This window comes from Acetobacter sacchari (assembly GCF_017377715.1).
Taxonomy (GTDB): Bacteria; Pseudomonadota; Alphaproteobacteria; order Acetobacterales; family Acetobacteraceae; genus Acetobacter; species Acetobacter sacchari.
Genome location: NZ_JAFVMF010000015.1, coordinates 50,462 through 75,714 on the forward strand (window position 1 = coordinate 50,462; position 25,253 = coordinate 75,714).

25 protein-coding genes are annotated in these 25,253 nt (G+C 62.5%); 13 read left to right on the top strand and 12 right to left on the bottom strand.

Annotated features, from left to right (window positions below; genetic code table 11):
• Positions 1 to 141: 141 nt before the first annotated feature.
• Positions 142 to 3,018 (bottom strand): Rne/Rng family ribonuclease, encoded by a 2,877-nt coding sequence (locus tag J2D73_RS13925; RefSeq protein ID WP_207882216.1) that lies wholly within the window; start codon positions 3,016 to 3,018, stop codon positions 142 to 144.
• 514 nt (positions 3,019 to 3,532) lie between these two features.
• Between J2D73_RS13925 and J2D73_RS13930 the strand changes: the two genes are divergently transcribed.
• Positions 3,533 to 4,525 (top strand): N-acetylmuramoyl-L-alanine amidase family protein, encoded by a 993-nt coding sequence (locus J2D73_RS13930; RefSeq protein ID WP_243429963.1) that lies wholly within the window; start codon positions 3,533 to 3,535, stop codon positions 4,523 to 4,525.
• Positions 4,526 to 4,609: 84 nt separating this feature from the next.
• On the opposite strand, the gene mobB is transcribed toward J2D73_RS13930, so the two are convergent.
• Complete coding sequence (gene mobB, locus J2D73_RS13935) at positions 4,610 to 5,152, bottom strand: molybdopterin-guanine dinucleotide biosynthesis protein B (RefSeq protein ID WP_207882218.1); 543 nt, start codon at positions 5,150 to 5,152, stop codon at positions 4,610 to 4,612.
• Positions 5,153 to 5,286: 134 nt separating this feature from the next.
• Between mobB and mobA the strand changes: the two genes are divergently transcribed.
• Entirely contained in the window at positions 5,287 to 5,976 is a 690-nt protein-coding gene (gene mobA / locus J2D73_RS13940) for a molybdenum cofactor guanylyltransferase (RefSeq protein ID WP_207882219.1), read from the top strand.
• Complete coding sequence (gene fdhD / locus J2D73_RS13945; protein ID WP_207882220.1) at positions 5,973 to 6,794, top strand: formate dehydrogenase accessory sulfurtransferase FdhD; 822 nt, start codon at positions 5,973 to 5,975, stop codon at positions 6,792 to 6,794. The genes mobA and fdhD overlap by 4 nt, the downstream gene beginning before the upstream one ends.
• Before the next feature lie 185 nt (positions 6,795 to 6,979).
• Here fdhD and J2D73_RS13950 read toward each other — a convergent pair whose 3' ends face one another.
• A complete protein-coding gene (locus J2D73_RS13950) occupies positions 6,980 to 8,707 on the bottom strand; it encodes a DUF885 domain-containing protein (protein ID WP_207882222.1) in 1,728 nt (575 codons plus the stop codon).
• Positions 8,708 to 9,235: 528 nt separating this feature from the next.
• Here J2D73_RS13950 and J2D73_RS13955 point away from each other — a divergent pair.
• Complete coding sequence (locus J2D73_RS13955) at positions 9,236 to 9,877, top strand: hypothetical protein (protein WP_243429964.1); 642 nt, start codon at positions 9,236 to 9,238, stop codon at positions 9,875 to 9,877.
• A gap of 203 nt (positions 9,878 to 10,080) precedes the next feature.
• Here the strand turns inward: J2D73_RS13955 and J2D73_RS13960 are convergent, their stop codons facing one another.
• From J2D73_RS13960 to J2D73_RS13975, 4 genes are all read right to left on the bottom strand, one after another.
• Positions 10,081 to 10,251 carry a hypothetical protein gene (locus J2D73_RS13960; protein ID WP_207882224.1) on the bottom strand — a complete coding sequence of 57 codons (171 nt, stop codon included), beginning with the start codon at positions 10,249 to 10,251 and terminating at the stop codon, positions 10,081 to 10,083.
• Positions 10,252 to 10,399: 148 nt separating this feature from the next.
• On the bottom strand, positions 10,400 to 10,897 hold the full coding sequence (locus J2D73_RS13965; protein WP_207882335.1) for a DUF2721 domain-containing protein: 498 nt from the start codon (positions 10,895 to 10,897) through the stop codon (positions 10,400 to 10,402).
• Between the two features lie 123 nt (positions 10,898 to 11,020).
• Complete coding sequence (locus J2D73_RS13970) at positions 11,021 to 12,061, bottom strand: aldo/keto reductase (protein WP_207882226.1); 1,041 nt, start codon at positions 12,059 to 12,061, stop codon at positions 11,021 to 11,023.
• 62 nt (positions 12,062 to 12,123) lie between these two features.
• On the bottom strand, positions 12,124 to 12,816 hold the full coding sequence (locus J2D73_RS13975; RefSeq protein ID WP_207882228.1) for a fumarylacetoacetate hydrolase family protein: 693 nt from the start codon (positions 12,814 to 12,816) through the stop codon (positions 12,124 to 12,126).
• Positions 12,817 to 13,093: 277 nt separating this feature from the next.
• Between J2D73_RS13975 and J2D73_RS13980 the strand changes: the two genes are divergently transcribed.
• The gene (locus J2D73_RS13980; RefSeq protein ID WP_207882230.1) at positions 13,094 to 14,251 is read left to right on the top strand and encodes a hypothetical protein; all 1,158 of its coding nucleotides are present in this window, start codon (positions 13,094 to 13,096) and stop codon (positions 14,249 to 14,251) included.
• Positions 14,244 to 14,450 (top strand): hypothetical protein, encoded by a 207-nt coding sequence (locus tag J2D73_RS13985; RefSeq protein WP_207882232.1) that lies wholly within the window; start codon positions 14,244 to 14,246, stop codon positions 14,448 to 14,450. Before J2D73_RS13980 ends, J2D73_RS13985 begins: the two co-directional genes overlap by 8 nt.
• A gap of 242 nt (positions 14,451 to 14,692) precedes the next feature.
• Here J2D73_RS13985 and J2D73_RS13990 read toward each other — a convergent pair whose 3' ends face one another.
• The 4 genes from J2D73_RS13990 to J2D73_RS14005 all read right to left on the bottom strand — a co-directional run bounded on the left by J2D73_RS13990 (position 14,693) and on the right by J2D73_RS14005 (position 19,708).
• On the bottom strand, positions 14,693 to 15,811 hold the full coding sequence (locus J2D73_RS13990) for a THUMP domain-containing class I SAM-dependent RNA methyltransferase (protein ID WP_207882234.1): 1,119 nt from the start codon (positions 15,809 to 15,811) through the stop codon (positions 14,693 to 14,695).
• A 376-nt stretch (positions 15,812 to 16,187) separates the two neighbouring features.
• The gene (locus J2D73_RS13995; RefSeq protein ID WP_207882236.1) at positions 16,188 to 17,582 is read right to left on the bottom strand and encodes a sodium:solute symporter family protein; all 1,395 of its coding nucleotides are present in this window, start codon (positions 17,580 to 17,582) and stop codon (positions 16,188 to 16,190) included.
• 198 nt (positions 17,583 to 17,780) lie between these two features.
• The gene (locus J2D73_RS14000; RefSeq protein ID WP_207882238.1) at positions 17,781 to 18,041 is read right to left on the bottom strand and encodes a hypothetical protein; all 261 of its coding nucleotides are present in this window, start codon (positions 18,039 to 18,041) and stop codon (positions 17,781 to 17,783) included.
• Between the two features lie 29 nt (positions 18,042 to 18,070).
• A complete protein-coding gene (locus tag J2D73_RS14005) occupies positions 18,071 to 19,708 on the bottom strand; it encodes a TSCPD domain-containing protein (RefSeq protein ID WP_207882240.1) in 1,638 nt (545 codons plus the stop codon).
• 202 nt (positions 19,709 to 19,910) lie between these two features.
• Here J2D73_RS14005 and J2D73_RS14010 point away from each other — a divergent pair, with 202 nt between their 5' ends.
• The 7 genes from J2D73_RS14010 to J2D73_RS14040 all read left to right on the top strand — a co-directional run bounded on the left by J2D73_RS14010 (position 19,911) and on the right by J2D73_RS14040 (position 25,082).
• A complete protein-coding gene (locus J2D73_RS14010) occupies positions 19,911 to 20,279 on the top strand; it encodes an NADH-ubiquinone oxidoreductase subunit NDUFA12 family protein (RefSeq protein ID WP_207882338.1) in 369 nt (122 codons plus the stop codon).
• Between the two features lie 209 nt (positions 20,280 to 20,488).
• Positions 20,489 to 21,049, top strand: a complete 561-nt coding sequence (mlaD, locus tag J2D73_RS14015; RefSeq protein ID WP_408736847.1) for an outer membrane lipid asymmetry maintenance protein MlaD — start codon at positions 20,489 to 20,491, stop codon at positions 21,047 to 21,049.
• Between the two features lie 71 nt (positions 21,050 to 21,120).
• The gene (locus J2D73_RS14020) at positions 21,121 to 21,324 is read left to right on the top strand and encodes a hypothetical protein (RefSeq protein WP_207882342.1); all 204 of its coding nucleotides are present in this window, start codon (positions 21,121 to 21,123) and stop codon (positions 21,322 to 21,324) included.
• A complete protein-coding gene (locus J2D73_RS14025) occupies positions 21,321 to 21,986 on the top strand; it encodes a DUF2155 domain-containing protein (RefSeq protein WP_207882242.1) in 666 nt (221 codons plus the stop codon). The genes J2D73_RS14020 and J2D73_RS14025 overlap by 4 nt, the downstream gene beginning before the upstream one ends.
• Positions 21,987 to 22,291: 305 nt before the next feature.
• Positions 22,292 to 23,029: a trehalose-phosphatase gene (gene otsB, locus J2D73_RS14030; protein ID WP_207882245.1), complete on the top strand. Its 738-nt coding sequence runs from the start codon at positions 22,292 to 22,294 to the stop codon at positions 23,027 to 23,029.
• Positions 23,030 to 23,031: 2 nt separating this feature from the next.
• Complete coding sequence (locus tag J2D73_RS14035; protein ID WP_207882251.1) at positions 23,032 to 24,405, top strand: alpha,alpha-trehalose-phosphate synthase (UDP-forming); 1,374 nt, start codon at positions 23,032 to 23,034, stop codon at positions 24,403 to 24,405.
• A 107-nt stretch (positions 24,406 to 24,512) separates the two neighbouring features.
• Positions 24,513 to 25,082 (top strand): disulfide bond formation protein B, encoded by a 570-nt coding sequence (locus J2D73_RS14040; RefSeq protein WP_207882253.1) that lies wholly within the window; start codon positions 24,513 to 24,515, stop codon positions 25,080 to 25,082.
• Here J2D73_RS14040 and J2D73_RS14045 read toward each other — a convergent pair.
• Positions 25,024 to 25,194, bottom strand: coding sequence for a DUF1328 domain-containing protein (locus J2D73_RS14045; protein WP_207882255.1), 171 nt, complete (start codon positions 25,192 to 25,194; stop codon positions 25,024 to 25,026). The two genes, J2D73_RS14040 and J2D73_RS14045, sit on opposite strands and share 59 nt — an antisense overlap.
• Between the last annotated feature and the right edge of the window lie 59 nt (positions 25,195 to 25,253).

Below are 25,253 nucleotides of genomic sequence, written 5' to 3' on the forward strand. Positions count from 1 at the left end.
CGGCGTCACAACGCTTTTATGGTCGGGATGCAGCGCCCAATCCAAAGCGTGGCGCAAGATGGTCGTCCATGGTTTTTAGAGCCGTGGACGACCAGTCTGTTCGGCTGCCTGCCAGCCGTTAATGGCCGGCAGGCAGCAGGCTCAGCGCTTCCACCAGCCGGTGCGCGCCTTGCCCGTCGGGGCGTCTTCGCCGATCACCACCGGCTCCACGACGACAGCGTCACGCGGGGCGGGCTTCGTCGCAGCCGGAGTCTCAACCTCGACAACGGCCGATTCGATCGGCGCTTCCGCGTCGGTCGTCTTGGCGCGGCGCGTACGGGTCCGGCGACGCGGCGCGGGCTCCGCCGCCTCCCCCTCAGCCGCGTCCTGCGCAGGGGCATCGGCAACGGATACGCTTTCCTCCACCGCGGCCTTAGCCGAACGGCGGCGACGGGCCGGACGACGCGCAGGCTCTTCCGCGACGGCAGGTTCCGGCGCCGGTTCCACGGCAGGCGCTTCCACCTCGGCCACCACCGGCTCGGCAGGCTCCGCCACGACGGGCGTCTCCACTTCGACTGCGACAGGCTGGTGCGCGCGCGGCGGCGGAGGAGCCTCTTCGCGCTCAGCCTGATCCATCATGTCGAAAATGTCGAAATTGCCGCCAAACGGGTCAGCCGGAGTGGGGCCACGCCAGACCGGAGCCGCAGCAGGACGCGGCTGTTGCGGACGCGCGGGCGCCTGCTGGAAAGCAGGACGGGCCGGAGCCTGAGGCTGGCGCTGCTGCGGCCGTTCCTGAACGGCCTCGCTTTCCGACTGCCCTTTACGGGAATGACGCGTACGCATTCGCCCCGGCACGAGGTTCTCGGCCGCACGTGCGGCGTCTTCGCTATTCGGCGCGTCCGCCGCGATGACAGGGGCATCGTCCGCGTCATCATCGTCGTCCTGCGCGCCGAACGCCTCGTCAGCCTGACCAGACTGCGCCTGCTCGCCATTCTGAGCGTTGTCGCGCTGACCGCCACGACGACGGCGACGGCGACGGCGACGGCGCGGTTGCTCACCGTCCCCTTCCTCGGAACGCGGAGCCGCAGAAGCTTCGGAACGTGCGTCGGAGGGCGCGTCCACTGAAACGTATTCGTCCTGCTCATCCGCAGTCACGACCGGCGGAGCGTCCGCAATCGGGATGGAGCGGGCGGGCCGGGACTGTGTCGGCCGCTCGTCATCAGCCACGACTTCCGGGCGGTTCTCAAGAGCGGCGACCGTCGCTTCCGTCGTCACCGGCGTCGCGGCAGCCTCGGGCGCGTCGAAACGCGCGGTCTGCGGCTTGTGACGCTCGATCCGCACCTGCGGCGGCGGCAGCGTCGCATCGGCTGCGAAGTAGACGCGCATCTTGTGGCGCGTCTCGATGCCGTTCACCCAGTCGCGCTTGTTGTTGAGGATGTAGAGCGCGATGTCAGCCGCCACATGGACGGTGACTTCCGAAGCGCGGCGCAGCGCCCCTTCGTCCTCCACGGCGCGCAGCACATGCAGCGCGGAGCTTTCGATCCCGCGGACAATGCCCGTGCCCTGACAGTGCGGGCAGGCCATGAACGCCGTTTCGGCGACCGACGGGCGAAGCCGCTGGCGCGACATCTCCAGCAGGCCGAAATGCGAGATGCCGCCGACCTGAATGCGCGCCCGGTCGTTGCGGAGTGCGTCTTTCAGACGCCGCTCGACCTGTGCGTTGTGACGACGGGACTCCATATCGATGAAGTCGATGACGATCAGACCGGCCAGATCACGCAGACGCAACTGACGCGCGACTTCGTCGGCTGCTTCGAGGTTGGTCTTGACCGCCGTTTCTTCGATGTTCCGCTCGCGTGTCGCGCGGCCGGAGTTGACGTCGATCGACACCAGCGCCTCGGTCTGGTTGATCACCAGATAGCCGCCGGAGCGAAGCTGGACGGTGGGCGACAGCATCGCGTCGAGGTGCCCTTCGACCTGATAATGGCTGAAGAGCGGCTGGTGCTCCTTGCGCCACAGCACGACCTTCTGCGCGCTTTGCGGCATCAGCATGCGCATGAAGTCGCGCGCCGAGCGCCAGCCGGGCTCTCCATCCACGACGATCTCTTCAACGTCGCGGGTGTAAACGTCGCGGATCGCCCGTTTGACGAGGCTGGCCTCTTCATAGATCAGCGTCGGCGCGACCGACTTCATCGTATGCTCGCGAATCTCGTCCCAGAGATGCAGCAGATACTCGCAGTCCCGCATGACCTCAGGACGCGGACGCTGCGCCCCGGCTGTGCGGACGATCATGGCCATGCCGCGCGGAAGCTGCAGCTCGGCGATGATCTCCTTCAGGCGCTTGCGGTCGCTGACGGCCGTGATCTTGCGGGAGACGCCGCCACCGCGCAGGGCGTTCGGCATCAGCACGCAGTAACGACCAGCGAGCGAAACGTAGGTGGTCAGCGCGGCGCCCTTATTGCCGCGCTCCTCCTTGACGACCTGCACCAGCAGAATCTGGCGGCGGCGGATGACTTCCTGAATCTTGTAGCTGCGCAGGAAGCGCGCCATGCGCTTCTGGACGAGAGCTTCTTCTCCCGTGTCGGTCTCGCCCCCCACGTAATCCGGGGTCGACCGTGCATGATCGTCGGAAGCGACAGACTCGCCGCCCTCAGCCTCGGCCGTTACGTCAGCCGAAGGATCGACATCACCGCTCTCAGCGGGTGCCCCCTCAACCTCGGCGGCCTCTTCAGCCTCCTGCGCTGCGGCTTCGTCTTCTTCCTGAAGGGCCAGCAGCTTCTCTCGGTCAGCGACCGGAATCTGGTAATAGTCGGGATGGATTTCGCTGAAGGCGAGGAACCCGTGGCGGTTGCCGCCATATTCGACGAACGCAGCCTGCAGGCTCGGTTCGACGCGGATCACCTTGGCGAGATAGATATTTCCCTTGAGCTGTTTGCGGTTGGCGGCCTCAACGTCATAATCCTCGAGACGGTTACCATCCATCACGACGACGCGGGTTTCTTCCGCGTGCGTCGCGTCGATCAGCATACGCTTGGTCATAAAAAGAAAAACTCCGGTGCCCGCGCGTTCTTCCAGCCGGGCGCAACCGGTCGGACAACGACCGGGCTACGCGGGGGAACGCGTCGGGAAAATCGACTGAACGATCAGTGGTGGCGTTGGCGATCGCGGTCGGCGGAGCGCTCTTGAGCAGTGCGGACAGAAGCGGCGCCGGGACCGGGCGAATGTCGCCACGACCTGCCTTGCGCGCTGTCAGCCTGATCAGACTAGCTTTCATCCATCCTTACGATCGGCAATAGGTCTGCGCCGACCCGTAACCGCGCCGTTCGCCGAAAAACGGCGACAGGCGGTGTCAGAAGGCGGCCACGCGGCAGGCCTGTGATCGACCATGCCACATGACAATACCATGACCGAAATGGGCGCCCCGCGCAAGCGGCGCGTGACGCGTCTGCCCGGACAGATCCCTCGTGACATCAAGAAACCGCCACAAGTGCATGAATTAATGACTTAGGCATGAAAATATGAAACTGTCCCCCTGTCATACCCGGAAGGCCAGATGACGAAAAACGAGAGAACATGCGCCCCTGTCCCGACCGGGCATGCTGCGCAAACCCGACAGTTCAAACAGGGGCTGCTTGACGGTTGCGGCTCGAAGGGGATCGACGTCGCCTCCCGGCCGACCGAACGCGTCGATCTTGTCCGCCGCGCGACCCTTTTCGTGGGCCTCGCCCCTCTGGTCCCGGCAGCGACCTTCGCGCGATCGCACTCCCACGCCCATACATTAAGCGCGCCGCATTCATCTCCCACGCATACCGCCCCCCTGCATGCGCCTGCGGTGATCCGGAAAGCCGCCGCCCCCCTTCCGCTCGTCATGCTCGATCCGGGTCATGGCGGAAAAGACCCGGGCGCCATTGGATATTCAGGCACCTTCGAAAAACACGTCGCTGAAGCGGCCGCCAATGAGCTTGAGCGGCAATTGCTCGCCACGGGCCGCTATCGCGTGGCGATGACGCGGACCGGCGACCGTTTCATTCCCCTCGAAGGGCGCGTCGATATGGCGCAGGCGCACAAGGCGGAACTGTTCATCTCCATGCACGCCGACGCTCTGCACGACGCTTCCGTCCGGGGCGCCAGCGTCTACACCCTGTCCAGCAACGCCTCCGACAGCCAGACCGCGACCATCGCGCAGAGCGAAAACAGCGCGGACCTGTTCGGCGGACCGCATGTCCACGCGACGTCGCCCGCCGTGCAGCAGATTCTGGCGAGCCTTGTTTCAGAAGAGACAAGACGCGGATCGGCGCATATGGCCAGTTCCGTCGTCTCTTCCCTGTCGTCCCGCCTGACGATGCTCAGCAATCCGCACCGACATGCGGCCTTCGTTGTCCTGAAGGCGGCGGACATCCCGTCCGTGCTTGTCGAGATGGGCTTCATGTCCAACCGCATGGATGAAGCCGCCCTGCGCGCCGCCGGACACCGCGCCATGGTCGCAGGAGCGATGCGCGACGCCGTCGATCGCTATTTCATGTCGGCGGGCGTTGGCGTCGGCTGAACGCCACGCCTCCTGACTCCCTACGGCATGGGGCCGTCCGCGGGCTTATGCGTCGCGGACGCCTTCGACGCGACCGAACGCCCATCATTCTCCCGTGGCCCTTCGAACGGCAGGACAGGCGTTATCGACGACCCAACTCGCAATCCCACCAACATCGCTCAGCCTGAATGTCACGAGAGCGGGCGGCAGGTCGGCCAGGTCGCAAGCGTCACCAAGAGCGACGGCGCGCACAGCAGGACGTTCGGGCCATAGCGGCGGCTTGCTGACTTCCCGACGCCACACCTCCAGAGCGACTGGTAAACGGGCGCCGAACCCTTCGACCAGAATGATGTCCACCGGTTCCATGCGCCCCACCAGACTGTCGATGTCCGGCTCTTCCTGCGTCGACTGCTGCTCATGCATCAACGCCCAGCGTGAGCCCGTCGCCAGCATGATCTCACGCGCGCCCGCTTCCCTGTGACGAAAACTGTCCTTTCCCGGCCGATCGAGATCGAAGCCGTGATGGGCGTGCTTGATCGTCGACACGGTCTTTCCCAAGGCGGCCAGCGCCGGAATCAGTCGCTCGATCAGCGTGGTTTTTCCCATTCCGCTTCGTCCGGCGATTCCCATCAGCAATGGAGGCTTCATCCGTTACACCGTCCTTCTCACGCCATGCGCTCGCCCGGCAGGGCTGCGTAATCGCAGTGCAGCGCGTATGCTATTTCAGGAACGGGCCTGTGGCCGCAAGGGCCGCCACTGCTCACGGAGGCGATCATAAAGCAATGCGCGAACTTCCTGCACGCATCCGGGAGGACGACGTGAGCGACGACCGCCGCCATGCCGCGCTTATTCTTGCTGGCGGCGAAGCGCGGCGTTTGAATGGCGTCGACAAGGCCAGCCTGGATCTCGGTGGCGCGACGCCCCTGTCCCTGCTCGTCGCCGCCTTGCAGGACGCCTGCGACGCCATCGCGATCAGCACGAACACGCGGAACCCGGCGTCGGCGGCCCTTGAAAAGCCCATGCTCGCCGACCCCATCCCCGGCGTCGGCCCTCTTGGAGGCGTGCTTGCCGGACTTGAATGGGCGCACCGCGAAGGCTTCGCCAGGCTTCTGACCGTACCAGGCGACACGCCCTTCATCCCGTCCAATCTAACCGAGAAACTGACTGCGCCGCTCTCCGTAGCGTCATCAGGCGGGCGAACGCACCCACTGGTCGCCTGCTGGCCGACAGCAGCCGCGCCAAAACTTCGGCGGTGGATCGAGGAGCGCATGGCGGACGCCCGCCCGACCGAAGGAAAATCGGCTGCGTGGCGGGTCCGTGATTTTATGGAAACTCTTGGCGTCTGGCGGGTTGTTGAGTTTCCTGTCGAGAACGGCGACCCTTTCTTCAACATCAACACCCCGCATGATCTGGCCATGGCGCGCACGCGCCAAAAGGCGTCATGCGTCGATACGAAAAATATCCGGCCATGACGAATTCTTCCCAGACTTCTTACGATCCTGCGTTCTGGAGAACTGTCGCCCGACTGGGGGACGGCTCACACGACGCGCGCAGACTGGCGATAGCGGACGAGACGCCGCTGTCGCTGATTTACAGCAGCGTCCCTTACTCGGTTATGATGGTGACGCCCTGCGACATCGAAGATTTCATTATCGGTTTCTCGCTAACCGAGGGATTGGTTTCAGCGCCTGACGAAATCGCTTCGATACAAATTCGCGACGGCGTGGACGGTCTTATCGCTGAAATCGCGACATCGGGCGCGGCGATGAAAACCGTGCTCGCGCGCCGCAGGAGCATGCCGGTTCGAAGCAGTTGCGGCGTCTGCGGCGCCGAAGATACGGACGCGCTCATGCGTCCGCTGCGCCCCGTCACCTCTCCCGCACTGAGGGCTGCAGCAGTCGCACGAACGCTTGCTGAGCTACGCGGCAGGCAGATTCTTAACAGAGACGTTCATATGCTGCACGCTGCGGCCTGGTCGACTCTCGATGGCGATATCGTTCTCGTGCGGGAGGATGTTGGGCGGCACAATGCGCTCGACAAGCTGATCGGGGCGACGTCGAGGAAAAATCTTGATATGTTAGATGGATTTTGCACGATAAGCAGCCGCTGCTCGTTCGATATGGTGCAGAAATCGGTCGCTGCGGGGATTGGCGCGCTGGTCGCCGTGTCCGCGCCAACGGAGCGAGCCGTGAAACTGGCCGAGCAGGCCGGTCAAACGCTGGCGGCGCTGGCGCGCGGCGACGACGCGTGGGTGTTCACGTCGCCCGACCGGAAAAATCCCGGCGTTTAAAGCGCCACCCGATTAGAGAGAAGCCTCCGGCGGGATCACGATGCTCGCCAGGACAACAAGCTGGAGCCTCGTCCGTGAATCGGCGCAAACAGTTAAGGCTCCAATACGTCATTCGATCAAAAAATCGTCTGATCAGATAGAAATATCCGCGCAAGCCGGGCACTGGTCCGCGAATGGATCACGCCCTACAGCATCGGCGCGTCGGCGCCGGTCAATTCACGGCGAATGATCTTCATCGGCACCAACCCGGAAGATAACAACCCGTCATGAAACTTCTGCAAAGAGAATGAGGCTCCGTCCCGCTTCCGCATATCCTCACGCAGATGCAGGATCATCAACTTTCCCAGCAGATACGAGTAATATCCGGGATCGGCAGTACCACGACGCGCTTCCTTGTACGCCATGACGGACGACTGATAGCACTCGCGCTGCATCATTCCGGTCGCGTCCTTCAGAGACATTCCCTGCGTATGCATACCAAAAGCCGCAAGGAAACGGCAGTCGCGAAGAAGAGCGTCCTGCAACTGCGCCAGATGCAGCCTGGCGTCCTGAGCGTGAAAACCCTGCTCCACCATCATCTGCTCGGTGTAATGTGCCCATCCCTCCGTCGTGGAATAGGACTGCGCCCCTTTCCGCGTCAGGGTCCAGTCCGGGTTGGCGCGCAGATACAGACCCTGCACGAAATGTCCGGGCATCGCTTCATGAACAGTGATGTTCAGGAGTGAAGGCGTATTGAAATCCTCCAGGGACTCCTCAGCCTTCTTCGCATCCAGCTTCGGGTCGATGGGCGTCACGTAGTAAAACGACGTCGTCGCCTTCATCTCGAAAGCACCCGGCCAATCCGTCGCGGCGGTGATCAGGGAACGCTGGAAGCTCGGCGTGTCCATCACGACCGGCAAGGTCGCGTTGGGCAACGTCACGATACGATGCGTCGTCACGAAACTTTGCGCGTCCTTCAACTGATCGCGCACCAGCTGGTTGAGCGCATCAGCCGCGACGTGATCCTTGCGGATTTCGGCGAGCGCGTTTTTCGGGTGGGATGGATCGACCTCTCGCTCGGCCTGATGGAACGCGACCTGATCCCGCTTCAGTTGCGCGCGGCCCGCAGCGATCACTGTATCGAGCGGAGCATCCACCATATCCGCCGCCAGCATCGCCTTCATCGTATCGGCGCCAAGCGCGAAACCGCCGGACGGCTTGATGCTTTCGAGCTTCGTTCCAAACGTATGCAGAGCGTCAAGCACGCTGGCGGTGCTGGCCCGTAATTGCGCCTGCAACGCAGGGTCCTTCACCTCGGCGAAAGCTTCGGGCACGTTGTCTTTTACGAAAGACACTGCTCCGGCGAGATTTTCTTTGGAAATTTCGATGAAAATCGCGGGAACCTGTGTAAGTTGGCTCTCGCCTGTCGCCAGCATCGCTGGGATTAGCTTCTCCCGCGCTATGACGTTCTTCATGCGATCAGAAAGCGGCGCGAAGTCCCGATCAATCAGGCTGTAGAGCGCGTTGGTCGCAAGCGAGACATAGCTGTCGGGATTATGCGCATAAGGCTGGAGACGCTCGTTCGAGAGTAACTCGCCATTGATCTCGGCGACAAGGACATCCCTGTCGTCCTGACGCCGCTGAGACAAGCCGGAGACGTCAAGCGCGGTCAGCGCATCCTTCTCGCGGTGCAGGCGCGCCGTCTGCGCGGCGGTCGCGGCGACGGAGACGTCATCCAGTGCGCTATCGGCATTGTGGACGCCGAACAGGGTCGAAGAAACCGGACTCGCCGCCCATTCGGCGTCAAAATGCGCTTTCTCGATTGCATCGAGTGTGGACGAGGCCGGCGGCGCGGCATGAGCGGCGATACCGACCATTGAGACCGTCACGGCCAGAAAGATGCGCCGGACGGCGCGTGGTGCATGTATGTTCATGGCGGCACGATATCCGGGGCGCAACTCTGTGCAAAGCGTGCGTCAGGCTTCAGGAGGCGACGCACTCACCAATCGTCGCGCGCTTCGTATCTAAGTCACAACCGACGAAATTTTTTATCTGCACACAAATTGTTGCAACCAGATAGAAATGCCCTCTTTCGCGTGTCCGCCGTGTTGTGAGGCCTGTGCAGCCGATAGGCGAAACAGGCCTCACAACGCGGGCTCCAAGCTGACGACGGCTTACGAAAAGAAGATGGGCCGCTTGCGCTCCTAAAGTCGACTACCCTAAAAGTCCAAGAACATAGGTGGAGAAGTAGTGGCATGTTCGATGACTACCTAGTGGGAGATCTCATCCGTCCCAAACCAGTGCCAAAGGATAGTAGACCAAATTCTATGCTCCACAAACCTTGGTTTCTAAAGCGTAGGCCTGCCTTGGTCCTCAATCGTATTAATCATGGCAAGATTACCCCTCCGGTGGGAATAGTCGCCTATCGCCGAGAGAACAGGACCTGGGTTCAGAGCCGCATCATGAACCTTACCATGTTCGATGTCGTCGCAAGGCCTGCCGCCAGCCCCATACTGAACCGCTTTCATCCTCACGAACCACCCACCCAGAACCGGCACATCAGTATTATGCTACACAAGAAATGCGTCATTAGCTGGCAGTGGGCGAACGGTACTTCTGGAGTCGATCCCGACCACCCGATCATGTATGCGCCACTGCCAATGTCGCCCGCTCAGCTTGGGACCTATGTGCAAAACGCGCTATCGAAGTCATCATGCCATGAGCATATTCGTCGCGACGACTTCGAGGGGCGAGCAGAGTATATTACCCAGCTCCGCGAGCGTGCAGTTGAAAGAAGTAAGGTCATTAAGTCGCAGCTAAAGGCTGAGCTTGGCGTTGATGTTGACACGTTAGGCGAAAGTCGCAGGTACACCAATATTCGTACGACCTTGGATTGTCTTCAACTCTCCAAGGCCAAGATGGCTGACAGGTGTGCGATGGATATCCACATCGGGTATGACGCATCGAACGAAGAACTCGGGCACGCCGTCTTCGAGATGTTCCACCGCCCCTATCTCAAGCAAGCCGCGTTTGACGCGCAATGGTCGTATCTGGTGCAGGTGACGCCCTATCTCGAGCCAGCCATCCTCGACGCGTGGTTTTAATCATATTTCCCAAAGCGATTCGCCCTGAGACTATCGACAATCTGTGACCTTTTCGGCATATATCACAAAACAGACACTCCGTTACACCAAAAAAAAAGACGTCACTTATCACTGACTTCTCGCGGTAAGGCGAGCCTGGCTTGCGGCCAAGTTTTGTGCCTGCGGGCTCAAGCCAAAGTGCGCCTCTTCATGAGAGTAATGACCTAAGGGCGTTGCGCAGCCGTAAGGCGGAGCGGAGCGGAGCGGAGCGGTGCCACGCGCGCACAGGCGCTCCAGGCAGGCGACGGCCCTGGCGTGCGAATCCCGCACAGCAGCACCTCGGACAGCACCCCAACCCGGCGCAGGTCTCGATCATCCATCAACACCAGTCCCATGTCCGGCCTCCAGAACAGTACAACCTGAGCGACGACACACTAACGCCAAAGCCGACAGGAAGAACATTTCTATTCAGCCAAAGTAGGACATTTCAATCCGGCGCTGACACAAATCAGGTCCGAGCGCGCTCCACTTTTGCACGTCGATTCACCCAGCTTTTCCGCTGCGCTTCACGCTTTTCGGCAACGGCCCTTCACTCTTCAGACTGTTCCAGGAGAGCAGGCAATCGACAAGGAACGCGGCCAGCGCGGCCACGGTCGCAAGCAGGGCGGCGCCGAACATAAGCACCAGCCACAGGGCGATAGACGCGTCGCGGACGCTGCCGAGAAACAGCACAAAAGCGGCGCCGCAAGTGGTCGCGCCTGCGAGGCCAGCGAACAGAATCGACACGTCGAGCACGAACGTCCGTCGGCGGAGATGAAACAGGTGGCGGTGCAAACTCTGCCGGGCGTGCATGTCCACCTCGTCGTCCAGCAGGTCGGACGCCTTTTCGATATGATCGGCCACGCGTGCGGAGCGGGTGTTGAAAAGATTCAACAGGGTGCCGACGCCGGACAACATGAAAACCGGCGTCAGCGCGGTTTCAATCAGATGGGCGACGTCGCCTGCTGAATCCGTGGCGAGCGAGGACAGGGGGAGAGGCATCAGATCAGACACAGTTTGTTGCGATCCGGGCGTTCTACCCTTTTGATCGTCCAAGTTCAAAATTTCGTGCAAACCACGCATTGGCGCGACCGCGATAGTCGCGCCAATGCGTCGCCCCCAAAATCACTCCCGGATGAGCACCCGGTCGGCCGCCGAGAGCCGATCTTTCGCCGTGCTCGCCTGATGCCAGTAGGGGTAAATCAGCGGCGGACGACTCGCCTCCTCCAGCTTCGTCGTCTCCTCCGCCGACAGATGAAGTTCCGCCGCCTTCAGGTTCGAAAGAAGTTGCTCCTCCGTTCGGGCGCCGATGACCAGAGACGTGACGCCGGGGCGCGCAACCGTCCATGCAAGAGCCACTTCGGCTGGTGAAACGCCACGCTCTTCCGCGATGGCGACCAGCACGTCCACGACGTCGAACAGACGCTCCTTGTCATGAACCGGGGGCTCGCCCCAGTTCTCCAGTTGGCGCCCCTGTGGCGTCGGTTGATCGCGGCGGTATTTGCCAGAGAGAAGACCGCCTGCGAGCGGGCTCCACACCTGTACGCCGATTCCCTGATCCACGGCGATCGGCAAAAGTTCATACTCCGCGTCGCGCGCCTGCAACGAGTAATAAATCTGTTGCGCGGTAGGGGCGATCAGACGGTCACGCTCCGCGATGGACAGGGCTTTCATCAGATGCCAGCCGGAAAAATTGGAAACGCCCGCATAGCGGATCTTTCCTGCGCGACGCAGCGCATCCAGCGCCTCCAGCGTCTCATCCAGCGGCGTCAGGCCGTCCCATTCATGCAGGTAGTAAAGATCGATGTGGTCGCGATCCAGTCGCTTCAGACTGGCCTCGCACGCCGCGATCAGATGCTGGCGGGACAGGCCCGCGTCATTCTGGCCCGGCCCCATGCGAAAGCGCGCCTTCGTGGTGACGAGCGTCTCCTCCGTACGCCCCTTCAGGGCTTGACCGAGAATTTCCTCGGACGCGCCGGTGGAGTAGATGTCCGCCGTGTCGAACATCGTGATCCCGGCCTCGATGCAGAGATCGATCTGACGTTTCGCGCCCGCCAGATCGACATTGCCGGTCTTCGCGAAATTTCCGCGCCCGCCGAACGTCATCGTTCCCATCGTGAGCGCGGAAATACGCAGGCCCGAACGGCCCAGTTGGCGATATTCCATCGTCGTGCTCCTTTTTCTGTCGCGCGCGTGCGCCACGCAGGGATTACGAATGACTGCCGCTATCAATCCCGCGCCACGTAAGTCACCTGCAAAGAGCCGACGCCCTCGCACTCCGCGCGCAATATGTCGCCAGCCCGCACAGGGCCGACGCCCGACGGCGTTCCCGTCATGATCAGGTCGCCGGGACGCAGGGTAACATAGGTCGACAGAAACGCGATGATCTGCGGCACGGACCAGATCAGATCATCGAGATTTCCTGACTGCCTTACTTCCCCATTTACCGTGAGCTCAATTTTCCCCGATGTCGGATGTCCGTTTCGCGCTGCGGGCGCGATGGGGCTGATCGGGCAGGACTGGTCGAAGCCCTTGCTCAGATCCCACGGCTGCCCCCCTTTCTTCGCGATCGCCTGAAGGTCCCGACGGGTCATGTCGAGGCCAACGGCGTAGCCGTAGACAAGGTCCAGAGCGCGTTCCTCCGGAACGTCAGCGCCCTCCTCACCTATGGCGACCACCAGTTCGACCTCGTGATGCAGGTCGTCCGTGTGAACAGGGAAAGGCAGATCCTGCTCTTCGGTGACGGCGTCGGAGGGCTTGGAGAAGAAAATCGGCGGATCGCGCGACGGGTCGCCGCCCATTTCACGCGTGTGTTCGGCGTAGTTGCGTCCGACGCACCAGATCCGGCGCACCGGAAACCGTGCTTCCTCGCCAGCCACACTCACGCTCGCCTGCTTCGGCGCGTCGATCACATACGTCATTACGGTGCTGTTCCTTGCTCGCCGTGTTTCTGTCGGGCGCAGGCTACCGCATCGGAAGAACGCTGTTGAGCAGTCGCGCCCGAACTTCCCGCGATTGTGTCGAGAGCTGGACGACCAAAATAATGCGAAAGAGTCCCCCTGCGACGTCTCCACTTTTTGGATACGTTACTTTATGTCAAAATATTAGCGGCGGCGTTCGGTTAAGCTGGCGGCGTATTTTGCCCGGATTTCGGCGCAAAACCGGGGTCGATCGCCGGATTTTAGGAGCAGGGCGTTCGTGCAGCGACCGGAATTGAGTCTGACCCTCCCCGCGCGACTGCATTGGAGCCGCTTTCCACTGCGGCTGGCGTTGACGACGCATGCAATTCTTCTCGCGCTCGGCGTTATGCTCGCATGGCGTTCGGGCGTCGTCCGCTCGGCCTGCCATTGGGACTGCGAGTGGTATTCCGCCATCGCACGGTCAGGTTATGGCGCTCTTGTGAAGTCTGGTCCCGAGGCCCTGCCAGGTCAGGGCTCATGGGCTTTTTTTCCGCTTTTTCCTCTCGCCATGCGACTGGTGAGCGTCGTAACGACATTGAACGTCGCGGCAGCTGGCCTGTTGCTGAACGCCGTGTCGCTCCCGATCCTGCTCTGGCTCACTTTTGACTGGACCCGCAAACAGCACGGCATCAGAGACGCCCGTTTCTTCTGTTTCTTTTTCCTGCTGTATCCATTGGGACTGTGGTTCCGGCTTCCTTATAGCGAGACGCTGTTCGGCCTGACGCTCATGCTCTGCCTCACGCGGCTACAGGCGGGCGCCCTGCTGCAGGCAGGCGTCGCCGGAGCGCTCATGACGGCGGCAAGGCCTACCGGCGCCCCAATTCTCTTTGTCCTAGCGGTGGCGCACGTGCTTACGGCCATGAAGAATGATCGGCAGAGCGAGGCCGCCATGCTTCGGAAAGCAGGCGCATCGTCGTTGGGCGACGCCGTCGCCGAAAGCGCCGCATTGGTTGCAATCGGCGTCAGCGGTCTGGCGGCCTATATGCTGTACCTCCATCACACGACCGGCGACGCACTGGCGTTTTCCCACGTGCAAAGCGGCTGGGGACGGCATTTTAACAATCCCCTTTCTCACATTGCTGCTGGAATGCGCCTTCCGCACGCAGCCACCCTCGTTCCGTTCGCCGTCATCGAACCGATCGTGCTGATATGGGCGTTCGCCGTCGGCTTCCGGATAGAGAGCGCGATCCTCGGCGTCACATGGCTCCTATCCGTGTCGACAGGACTGAACTCCATCTACCGAATTGTGCCCGCCAACCCCCTGATGATCGTCGTATTCTGGCGGGCGGCGCGTAGCCTCAATACGACATGGAAATGGGGCGCGTTAGGACTCTTCGCAATCCTGGACATTATTATTGGAATTTTGTGGATTAATGGAAAATCGACGCTTGCCTGACGCGCCCGATGTCAATGCCCGCCACGCCGCGCGACGATCGGCGTTGTTGATTGCGGCGTTGATCGCAACGGCGCTGGACGCATTCGCCGCGTGGGCGGTCCTCACCCCTGCGCCCACCGCCGAGTATCGCGCATTGTTCCCGAATGCGGCGGCGCAGTGCGGCCGATACGCGCAATCCGCACCGCTGGCGGTTCGCTAAAGCAGCTTTGATTGAAACAAGATCGCCATATCGGACGGGGACGCCGCAAGGCATAGCCGTCCTGATCACGCTGAACATTCACTGTCACGCAATCCAGAATTCCAGAAAAACTTTAGATTTATATAGAAAAAGCCATTTATATAATAGGAATTTTGAAATTACTTAAACGTCGACACGAGATCGCGCTGCACGAGAGGAACGCCCTGTCAACTCACGGCCTCTCCTCACGCGGACATGCGACCTCACCTCAGCGGATCAGTCTGAAACAACGTGACCCGCAAGCCGCCATGCGGCACCGGGGCGTCATTGGGCAGAAACGGAAGGCCTGTGGCGTGAGCCAGGCCGGAATCATTAGCCACGAGCCCCACGCGCCACCCGGAGAAACGCTGCATCAGAATCTTGCCAAGCGCGCCGTAGAGCGGCGCCAATTCGCCTTTGTCCCCAATTCGCGCACCATAGGGCGGATTGATCATCACAAGGCCGGGCGGTCCATCGGGTGGCGCCGCCTCGCTGATGACCGCGCACCGAAAGTCGGTGAATGCCGTGACGCCAGAACGTTCAGCATTCTCACAACTCATGGCGATCGCCCCTGCGTCCCGATCACGGCCATAATATCGCGCCGTCGGCGTGCGAACACCCTTTGGCGCGCGCATGGCCCGCCACGCTTCCTCGTCGAACGTGGCCAGGCGTTCGAACGCGAAATTACGTGCGCGTCCCGGATTGAGCCGAGCCGCGATTTCAGCTGCTTCGATAACAAATGTTCCCGACCCGCACATCGGGTCGACCACCGGCTCCACACCGTCGAAACGGCATTGGCGCAGAAACAGCGCAGCCAACGTCTCCCGTAACGGCGCCCGGTTCACAGCCTGCTTGTAGCCGCGCCGGTGCAACAGCTCGCCCGACGTGTCCACGCTCAGCACACACATATTACGCTCGATCCGCAACCGGACCACGACCTCAGCCACAGGTGAAACCTGCGCGCCGAGAGCGCTTTTGATCGCCGTCTCAATCCGCTCGGCCGCCGCGCCCTCATGATAAATCCGTGAGCCCAGACAGACCGCCTCGACGCGAAACGAGACGTCGGGGCGCAGGACCGACGCCCAGGCCACACGCCGCGCCCGGCGCTCGAGCTCGGCGAGGTGAACAGCGGGGAAGGAATCAACACGCGCCAGGACGCGCGACGCCCCACGTATCCAGAGATTGGCGCGCCACACCTCCGGCCAGCCGCCTCGGGTGACAACCCCGCCCGGCACGACCGCAGGACGCTTGAAACCCTTCAGGCGTGTCTCTTCGCACAGTACCGATTCCAGCCCTGGCGGCCCGGCCAGAAAAATCTCGAAATCGGTGTCAGCGGTCGTCATCCATCCTGAATGGCAGGTCCATCAGTCGGGGGCAACGGTTCCTGTAGGGGAAACCGACCACCGGCCCCCTCGCCACTCACACGCGCCGTCAACGCCAAATTCCCCGGACGCCATGGACCACGCCTCCCGCCGCCATTGCGGCACGGCAGTCGAGTTGTGCGGGGGGCACATGCCCCACCGACCTCGCTCCACACCGAGGCGACGCAAACGACAGCTGCCGCTGCTGCAAACTGCTCCGATGAAAGCACTGCTGGAATGGCTGTTAGCGGCCGGGAGGAGCGTCCTTGGCGCACTCAGACGCAAGACCACCTGCCACATCAGCCATCAGCCATCAGCCATCAGCCATCAGCCATCAGCCATCAGCGTTGGGAGATCCTTACTCGTTGCTCTGCAAGCACAAGGTCCGGTCTTTGCTACGGCGAGCACGTAGCGTCATGGACGTCACGATCGCAACGTTCGCAACCAGCCCAATCAGGCCCGGATTCACGCCGCCCGTATCGGCGCCGAGGAAGAACAGAATCACCGGGATGATGTCGCCGACGAGGATTCCTGTCGCAACCGCCGCGCCAGGAGCCCGCAGGTTGAGTGCGATCACGACCACACCGGGCAGGAATTGCGTCATGCCAAAATAGGTGAGGTTGTTCATGGTCGCCGCAAAAGACGACGCGAAGGCCGCCCCGACCATCGACGCCAGAAGGTAGACCACGCCGATCGCCTGCGCCCCTGTTTTCTGCTGACTCTCTGTCAGCGACTTCAGAAGATTGTGCGTGAACAGCGGCCCGATCACGAGACATGTCCCGGCCAGAACGACAAGACCCGACAACGCCGCGCCGCCCGCCACCAGACCGATCAGCCAGGGCGGCAGAAGCTGACGCGCCGTGTCGATGAACACATGGTTGGGCGACAGACCGTCTCCGAAGGCGCCCCGCGCATAGAATGCGACCACAATCAGGAAGGCGAACATCACCATATAAAGCGGCATGGCGATCTGCGCGCGCTGAACCGTGCGGGCGTCCTTCGCCGTAAAGATCGACGCCGCATAGGACGGAAACATGCAAAGGCCGCTGGCCTGAAACAGAATATTTGTCGCCATGATGCGGATATCGCGGCCGGTGAAATGGGCCGTCGCCACGCCGCGCAGCATCGCCTCCCGACCGTGCGGGAGACGCATGGCCGCCACGCCGACCGTAAAGATTGCGGCCAGCAACAACACATCCTTGATGACCGAAACATAGGCCGGAGCCCGGATGCCGGAAATCGCCGTATAGGCGTAAGCCAGCGCGGCGGCGACTCCCATAAGCGCCCAAGCGGGCCAATCGAAGCCCAGCCCCTGCAGCACCATGGTCAAACCCATGAACTGGATCACGCCCCAAGGCACCATGAACAGAATCGCCGCCCCGGCGACGATAATTTCCAGCAAACGACTGGAAAAATGCCGCGCGAAAAGATCAGCCATGGTCACGGGGTCGTATCGCCTCGCCGCCCGCCAGATAAGCGGTCCCAGAAAATACCCGACGGGAAAGGCCAGCACGATATAACCGACGAACCAGACGCAAAACGTCAGGCCATGCAGGTAGACGCCGCCCGGAAACGCGGTCAGTACGCCAAGGCTGTAAGTCTCTCCGACAGCAAGAAAGAACAGCAGCAAGCCGCCAAATTGCCGTGACGCGACAAAGTAATCGTGGATTTCGTCGTGTCGGCGACCGCCGCGCGACCATACCGCCACAAGAAGGGACAAAATCAGGATGATCGCGAAAACGAGCTTATCCATCAGTATCGGAAAACCACATGTGACGCCGCTCGCGTTCAGCCGGAATGGGTGCGTTTTCAATACGACCCGGAAATGAAGCGCCTGTCGACCCCGTGCGATCATTTTCATCCGGAGTTGCTGCCTGAACCACCTTCGAGACGAAGAAAAAATTCTTTCCATGCCAAATGGTTCAGGAACGAGGGCGCCTTGATCTCTTTGTTAAACCGGATCGGGTGGCGCCTCGCCGTCGATTGCGGCGATCAGCCGTTTCTGCTCTTCGGGTGTGTTGACCGGATAACGATCGAAGTCCGCCCCGCGAACCAGATCTGCGAAGAGGCCTTTCGGATCTTCATGAAAGTGCAGAAACGGCTTCGATTTGCGATAAAACACGCCCAGAGATTTTTCCTTGAGACCCGTACGACGAATGCGTTGAAGCAGCGGCTCGATCCCGGTCAGCGTGTCCTTTGTCGCATGCTTCACCGCGTCGCCCCTTTTCTTCGCCTGCCGCGTCAGCTCACCAGCCGCAGTCGCCGTCCGCCGCGCGGTGGGGGAGTGGTAGCGCGTTGCGACCCCCTCTCCATGTCCAGTGGCAGAAGCGGCGTCGTATCCTCGCCGTCGTCTTCATGCGGCGCATCGGGCAGGCGGCGTCCAAGATAGAGATCCGAAAGCGCACGGAAAACATAGTCAAGCATGGACGTGGCGTAGGACGCCACCGGGTCGCCCTCGACCGTGCCGGCTGGACCGAAGCACGAATAAGCGAAGCGCTCGACATACTCCTCAAGCGGGGCGCCATATTGCAGGCCGACGCTGACCGCTTCGCTGAAGCTCTCCATCAGGCCGCGCACCATCGGATTTTCGCGCGTAGGCGAAATTTCGATCTCGCCGAGCGTGCCGTCGTCGAACTCTCCGGTCCTGAGGAACAACCGTCGACCGCCGATCGTCGTTTTCTGCATCACTCCGCCGTGCCGGTCCGGCATGCGACGAGCGACGCCGCGTGGAGGCAGGCGCAGAGCCTGCCCGGCGACTGGATCGGGGCGAGGCGGAGCGCGATCGACGAACCCGGCCAAGGCGCGGTGCATACGCATGTGCCCCTCCGGTCCCGGAACAGCCAGCGCTGGCGCGCCAGCGATGCTGGCCGCAAATGCAGCTTCCAGGGTCAGGCCGCGCGCCGCCAGACGCGCCAGCGTGCTGGCCGCCAGACGCCCGTCGGCCCGGATCGGAGAGAAAATAGGCGCAAGACCGCAGGCCTCGACCCCGAGAAGCGCATCCACCGGACCGGGCGCGGACAGCCCTGTCTCGATACGTGGCTCGGGCGCATCGGTTTCCACTGCGGCGCGCGCCCACGCATCACGCGCGACCGAGGCGAGGCCGGGAATGACGTGGCGATGGGGGGTGAGCGGCAGCCGGTCGCACCCAAGGCCCTCGCGCGCCACCAGCGTCGCCAAAGCCATCAGCGAGCATGCAGCGTCCCGACCTTCGTCGCTGTCGTAATCGAACCCGAGTGAAGCCAGGCAGGCGTCCAGATTGGTGAGCAGCAACTCGCCCGCAACCAGTTGAGGCTCAGCGAGCGGCAGAGCGGGTTCGGACGCCGCGCCGCCCTTCCGCGCCTCGTTCTTCCCGGCGCTACGCAGCGCCGTGACCTTGCCTGACGCCAAAGCTTCCGGCGGTGGCGACTCCGCGTCCAGCGCCAGTTCACCGTTCCGAAGCCCTGCCTTTTCGAGCGCCTGCCTGCGCAACACGCCGCACAACAGCCGCAGGGCCGCAACGAACGTCTCGCCAGCAAATCCCTCTCCCGGCAAGGCGAACGCGGCGAGATTGACGACGAAACCGGGACGCCGATCAAGCTCGCCGCTCCAGAGGGCGAGTGTCGGCGCCGCCTGACGCAGAAGCAGCAGCCATGTCAGCGAGCGTGCGTTACCCTCGTCGCCCGGCTCGACCAGCATCTCGATCCACCGTGCAGACTCTTCGGACACGGACACGGCGTCCTGGCCAGCCCCCTTTTGAACAGGAGCAATCTGCGCAAGGGCGGCGGCGGCGTCATCGTCCCAGTCAACCGGCAGGGTCACCCGGCGCGCGGAGGTGTCGGGATCGGGAGAAGCCATGACCGTGCGCATGCGCACGCCGTTCCAATAGCGTCGAGCGTTCATGCAGACAGTTTATCGCGTCTGCGCGACGTGGCGGAAGCAGAACAAGACGCCGCTTATGGCCCGCAAAACGAGGATATGGGGGATAACTTTTTGACTCCCCGAGTCGCTGTGTGGAAGCACGATCCCTGCACAGCGCAACGTGAACACATTGATCGTCGCGAAGCGGTGGACGATGGCGCCGGGACTCCGTATCGTGTCGGGCATGACCACGCTCGGCACGCTTCTGCACACCCGCCTGAAAGGGCGCCTCGTCGGCAAGGACGTCGACGGTCGCTCCTATTATCAGTCCCGCACGCCGTCCCGCATTGGCGGCGGAGAGCGGCGGTTCGAACGCTGGGTCATCTACCACAAGGGCGAGGACGCCTCCGCCGTTCCGCCTGAGTGGTGGAACTGGCTGCACCACGTGGAAGCCGATCCGATCCCGCAGGAAGCGCGCAAGCCCTGGCAGTTGCCGCCGCAGCCCAACCTGACCGGAACGCCCGGCGCATACCGCCCAGCTGGCAGCGCCTATCGCGGGGGACAGCGTCCTGCCGCGACGGGCGATTACGAGGCGTGGACGCCGGACGCCTGAGGCCCAATCAGGTCCGGCTTTCCAAGGCCCTTTACCACGCGTACCCATGGCGCGCCGTCCCTTCGGTCGCGCCCCCTGTTTCTGTTCTCGCTATCTGTTATTGATAACGACATGACGTCCGCGCCGCCCCTTCCTAGTGAAGATGAGGCATGCGGGGACGGGAAGAAACGACCCTCGGGTTCCGCAACTGTGGAAGTGAACGACAGCCCATGAGCATGGCCCAGACCTCTCCCGCGCCCCAGCCGGTCGCGCGCGCGCCACGTGAGCTGGCGGAACTGCTCGCCGGCTTCGTCGTACTGGCCGCCTTGGCCGCGCTGCTCGTGCTGGCGGTCATCGGAACAGGGCGACGGACCGACGCCGGGTATCGTCTGTCTGCGGACTTCGCCCATGTGGACGGCCTCAACATCGGTTCCGAGGTCAAGCTCGCAGGCATCAGCGTTGGACATGTCGTGTCGGAGACCGTCGATCCGAAGACGTTCAAGGCCAGCGTGACCTTCACCGTGCGTCCAGACGTCAAGCTGCCTGTGGACAGCGCCGCCATCATCACCAGCGACAGCCTGCTCGGCGGCAAATACATCGCTCTCTCGCCCGGCGGCGATACGCGAACTCTCGCAGCGGGAGCTACCGTGGCGGAGACGCAGGGATCGATTAGTCTCGAGCAGTTGCTCAGCAAATTCATCTTCTCGGTCACCGACTCGCTGACCGCAGCCAATAAGAGCAAGGCCGGAACGGACGCTCCCGCGACAAAGAACGGCGGGGATTTGCAGTGACGGTCAACGCGGGGGCCACGCTTTCCAGCCGCACGCGCGAACGCACTGCGACGACCGGACCAACGCCGGACATATGGCCGCAGGCGGACGGCTCCCCGGTGTCCTGCACCGAAAAGCTGATGGTGCTTCGGGAGAACTGGGAAGAACTGCGGGGCGTTCTTCGGGACGCGTTTGAGGACGCCGTGTTGATGGGCGTCGATGAGAGCGCCATGAAGCGCATGATCGTCGAAATGACGACCGACCTGATCTCTCCCCGGAGTCACATGCAATCATGACGTTGCGGATCTCTTCGCGGCGCGACCGTTTTCATGCACGCGCACTCCACGCTCTTTTTGTCAGCGCCAGTCTGGCTGGAGCCAGCGTCCTCGGAAGCCAGAGTCGTGCAGCGCAACCTCTCGCCCCGCCTGCGATGTACCCGGCGGACACCTGGCAAGGCAAAAGTGTCGCTGTGGTGCGCGTGCTGAACCGGCTCGACGCCCATGTCGAGACTCTCAGCGTCACTGTTGGCGCCCTCGCCCACTACGAAAGCCTCGACATCGGCGTCGCGCGCTGTCTCGATAGACCGGCGACGCTGGCTCCCGACGCCGCAGCCTGGCTAGACGTGCAGGATCAGCACACGCAAAAAGTCGCCTTCCACGGATGGATGCTCGCGAAGGAGCCATCGCTCGGCATTTTTGAGAGCCCCGTTTATGACGTCAGGGTCGTCAAATGCGACGGCGCCGACGTCGCGCCGTCTCCAGCCCCCCTCGCGCAGCCCGCCGTTCCCACCCTTCCCGGCGCCCTGCCGCCAGCAGCGACTGACGCCGCTCCGCAAACGTTGTCCTCACCCCCCACCGGTCAGGATCCTGCGGAATCACTGCCTTCGACCGTTGCGCCGCTTCCCGCCGCCCCACAACAGGGCGCGCCATCCGGCGATACCCAAACGCCGCAACCCTGAATGCACATCGGCGCGCCTTCCACGTCGCCGGTTTTTTCTTTAACCGCATCTTTCATCGAATAGTGACGTTCTTCATCCATACGAGAACGGCAACCGGCCGCGCGTGACGCGCGGCGACAGACGCGCAGTCCCGATCGCTGCGCGCCTTGAGGTTGGCGCGCACGTTCGGCATCCTTGTCAGGGCGCTCCGCGAACCCGATGCCGCAAACTGTGACGCAGCCTGACCGCGCCAACACCATCACGCGCCCGACGGCGCACGCTAGCAGGGAAGGTTCTTCACAGTGACCTCGCCGAACCGATCGGACATGTCCTCCGTACGCCCTTCCGAAGCAGCGTTCCTGCTCGATTTCGACGGCACCCTTGTCGATATCGCGCCGACGCCGGAATCGGTCGTCGTGCCGCCCGATCTCAAGGATACGTTGCGCCGCCTGCGCGACGCATGCGGGAACGCTCTGGCCGTCGTAAGCGGTCGTCCGGTGTCACAGATCGACGAATTTCTGGGAGATATCCCTTTCGCGGTGGCGGGAGAGCACGGCATCGCCATTCGCCGGCGGCCCGGTGGCCCGGTGGAACGGGTGGCGCTTCCTCCCGTGCCCCCCGACTGGATTCACGAAGCCGAGGAATTGGCTGCGGCATGGCCGGGCGTACGCGTCGAGCGCAAGGTAGGCGGCTTCGTGCTGCATTTCCGCGCAGCCCCTGAGGCAGAAGCCGCATTGAGAAAAGCAGCGGACGCATGGATCGCCACAACCGACGGCGCCTTCCATGTGCAAGCGGCCAAGATGGCGTGGGAGATCAGACCGGCGGGGGTCGACAAAGGTTACGCCGTGGCCGAGCTTATGCAAAACGCCCCGTTCAGCGGACGCAAGCCTGTTTTCGTGGGCGATGACGTCACGGACGAGGAAGGGGTGAAGGCGGCTGTTCGGTTGGGCGGCGCGGGTTTTCGCATCCCCGCCGATTTCCCGACGCCAACAGCCTTCAGGAACTGGCTTGCTTCCCTGACGGAGACGTCGGGGCCAAACAACAACGGCGGGGAGGATGCGTGACCATGGGGCGTCTCGTTATTGTCTCAAACCGTGTTCCCGATCCGCACGAACTCGCACAGCCGGCAGGCGGCCTGACTGTCGCGCTCGCTGACGCCCTCCGTTCTGGCGATCCCTGCCTTTGGTTCGGGTGGTCGGGACGGCAGATGGAGTTCGAAGGCGACCCGACGCCCAACGTCGAGACCCACGGCTCCGTCACCTACGCGACCATTCCTCTGACCCCGGCGCAGCACCGCGGCTATTACCAGAATTTCTCAAACGGCATTCTGTGGCCGCTGTTCCATTACCGGCTCGGGTTGATGAGCTACGAGCGCGCCGACTGGATTCGTTATCTCGAGGTCAACCGCCTGTTCGCGCGCGGCCTCGCGTCGCTGCTGGAGCCGGGCGACACTGTCTGGATCCACGACTACCACCTGTTCCCTCTCGGGCAGGAACTGCGCAACCTCGGGTTCCAGGGGCGTATCGGCTTCTTCCTTCATATCCCTCTTCCGCCGTGGAGTCTTTTTCGGGCGCTGCCGCCAGCGGAACCCATCCTTCGTTCGATGCAGGCCTACGATCTGATCGGCCTGCAAACCGAGGAAGACGCAAACAACCTGCGCGGCTGTTTCGAAGCCGAAGGTCTGAGCGGAGCCGACCGTGTGCGACCGTTCCCGATCGGCATAGATCCAACGCAGTTCGGCGCAGATGCCCGGTTGGCTTTCGCCGGAAAAGAAGTTCAGCGTCTTCGCGACAGCGTACATGACGAACCGCTGATTATCGGCGTTGATCGGCTCGACTACTCCAAGGGTTTGCAGGAGCGCTTTCTCGGCTACGAAAGGCTGCTGACGCGATATCCCGAGCATCGACGCCACGTCACGTACCTGCAGGTCGCACCCGTTTCTCGCGGCGAAGTTGAAGAGTATCGCCTGCTTCGCCGCCAACTCGACGAGACGATAGGTCGCATTAACGGCGCCTTTGCCGAATTCGACTGGACCCCGATCCGCTACCTCACCCGCCCGGTGCCGAGGAGCGTGCTCGCCGGTTTCTACCGCCTTGCAGATGTGGCTCTCATCACGCCGCTGCGCGACGGCATGAATCTCGTCGCCAAGGAATATATCGCGGCGCAGGATCCTGAGCATCCCGGCGCTCTGGTGCTCTCGCATCTCGCGGGCGCAGCGCCGGAACTGAGCGAGGCGCTGCTGGTGAATCCGCACGACGCCGACGCCATCGCCGACGCCCTTCACGAAGCGCTCACCATGAACCTCGACGAACGGAAACGGCGGTGGGCCTTGCTGGATAACGAGGTTCGAAGCACCACAGCGGGCAGTTGGGCGCGTGATTTCCTGACCGCTCTGGACTCGGCGGACGCCAACGTCGATGGACAGACGCCAATCACTTGATCATTGTCTTCTGGAAGCGCGCAGACACATTCCGCTACAGGAGTCGGCGCGCCGCAACAACAACGCCGCATTACGAACGGCGTGATCAGATATTCGGCGGGTAAGTTATGCTGACGCCCAAGCGCCGCATTTTCAGACGACACGTTCCCGGCCTGGTACGTCCCCCTGGGTTCCTCTTGGCTCTGTCGGGCGTCGCGGCGATGCTCACCGTCTGGTGGGTGCAGGACGTGCTCGGCGTCGTCCCCTGCGGCCTGTGCCTGTGGGAGCGCTGGCCATGGCGGGCGATGATCGTCATCGGGCTGGCAGCCCTGCTCGCGCCGCGCCGACTGGCACGTGGCGTCGCATGGGTCGGCGTGGCGCCAGTGCTGACGGCCGTGGCGCTCGCCGGGCTTCATCTCGGTGTGGAGTGGAGATTCTGGCCGAGCCCTCTTCCAGAATGCCAGGCGCCGCATTTTCAGGTCGGATCAATATCGCAACGTCTGGCGTCAATGCCGATGCATCCGTCCAAGCCCTGCGACCTGCCAACCTATCCGTTCGACTGGCTGCCGATATCGCTCGTAGAGTTCGAAGGCCTTGCCGCCCTTCTCGTGCTTGGCCTTCTTCTCGCGTCTCTTTTGTTTAAAGACGACGGCGGCGTCCGAAAATCAGACTCACGACAAACAGTACGAGAAAGATGAAGAACAGGATTTTGCCGATATAGGCGAAATCCGCAGCCGCGCCGCCAAAGCCAAAGACCGCAGCGATCAGGGCGAGCACGAGAAAAACAAGCGTCCAGCGTAGCAAATCCATCGATCTCTCCAGCGGTATACGGACGGGCTTCACATGCGCCGGGCCTGCCTTCCTGTTCC

What these genes read in the sequence shown, in the direction of transcription:
- J2D73_RS13925 (WP_207882216.1), bottom strand. Translation starts at nt 3,018, where the DNA reads ATGACCAAGCGTATGCTGATCGACGCGACGCACGCGGAAGAAACCCGC.
- J2D73_RS13930 (WP_243429963.1), top strand. Translation starts at nt 3,533, where the DNA reads ATGACGAAAAACGAGAGAACATGCGCCCCTGTCCCGACCGGGCATGCT.
- mobB (WP_207882218.1), bottom strand. Translation starts at nt 5,152, where the DNA reads ATGAAGCCTCCATTGCTGATGGGAATCGCCGGACGAAGCGGAATGGGA.
- mobA (WP_207882219.1), top strand. Translation starts at nt 5,287, where the DNA reads ATGCGCGAACTTCCTGCACGCATCCGGGAGGACGACGTGAGCGACGAC.
- fdhD (WP_207882220.1), top strand. Translation starts at nt 5,973, where the DNA reads ATGACGAATTCTTCCCAGACTTCTTACGATCCTGCGTTCTGGAGAACT.
- J2D73_RS13950 (WP_207882222.1), bottom strand. Translation starts at nt 8,707, where the DNA reads ATGAACATACATGCACCACGCGCCGTCCGGCGCATCTTTCTGGCCGTG.
- J2D73_RS13955 (WP_243429964.1), top strand. Translation starts at nt 9,236, where the DNA reads ATGAACCTTACCATGTTCGATGTCGTCGCAAGGCCTGCCGCCAGCCCC.
- J2D73_RS13960 (WP_207882224.1), bottom strand. Translation starts at nt 10,251, where the DNA reads ATGGGACTGGTGTTGATGGATGATCGAGACCTGCGCCGGGTTGGGGTG.
- J2D73_RS13965 (WP_207882335.1), bottom strand. Translation starts at nt 10,897, where the DNA reads ATGCCTCTCCCCCTGTCCTCGCTCGCCACGGATTCAGCAGGCGACGTC.
- J2D73_RS13970 (WP_207882226.1), bottom strand. Translation starts at nt 12,061, where the DNA reads ATGGAATATCGCCAACTGGGCCGTTCGGGCCTGCGTATTTCCGCGCTC.
- J2D73_RS13975 (WP_207882228.1), bottom strand. Translation starts at nt 12,816, where the DNA reads ATGACGTATGTGATCGACGCGCCGAAGCAGGCGAGCGTGAGTGTGGCT.
- J2D73_RS13990 (WP_207882234.1), bottom strand. Translation starts at nt 15,811, where the DNA reads ATGACGACCGCTGACACCGATTTCGAGATTTTTCTGGCCGGGCCGCCA.
- J2D73_RS13995 (WP_207882236.1), bottom strand. Translation starts at nt 17,582, where the DNA reads ATGGATAAGCTCGTTTTCGCGATCATCCTGATTTTGTCCCTTCTTGTG.
- J2D73_RS14005 (WP_207882240.1), bottom strand. Translation starts at nt 19,708, where the DNA reads ATGAACGCTCGACGCTATTGGAACGGCGTGCGCATGCGCACGGTCATG.
- J2D73_RS14010 (WP_207882338.1), top strand. Translation starts at nt 19,911, where the DNA reads ATGACCACGCTCGGCACGCTTCTGCACACCCGCCTGAAAGGGCGCCTC.
- mlaD (WP_408736847.1), top strand. Translation starts at nt 20,489, where the DNA reads ATGAGCATGGCCCAGACCTCTCCCGCGCCCCAGCCGGTCGCGCGCGCG.
- J2D73_RS14025 (WP_207882242.1), top strand. Translation starts at nt 21,321, where the DNA reads ATGACGTTGCGGATCTCTTCGCGGCGCGACCGTTTTCATGCACGCGCA.
- otsB (WP_207882245.1), top strand. Translation starts at nt 22,292, where the DNA reads ATGTCCTCCGTACGCCCTTCCGAAGCAGCGTTCCTGCTCGATTTCGAC.
- J2D73_RS14035 (WP_207882251.1), top strand. Translation starts at nt 23,032, where the DNA reads ATGGGGCGTCTCGTTATTGTCTCAAACCGTGTTCCCGATCCGCACGAA.
- J2D73_RS14040 (WP_207882253.1), top strand. Translation starts at nt 24,513, where the DNA reads ATGCTGACGCCCAAGCGCCGCATTTTCAGACGACACGTTCCCGGCCTG.
- J2D73_RS14045 (WP_207882255.1), bottom strand. Translation starts at nt 25,194, where the DNA reads ATGGATTTGCTACGCTGGACGCTTGTTTTTCTCGTGCTCGCCCTGATC.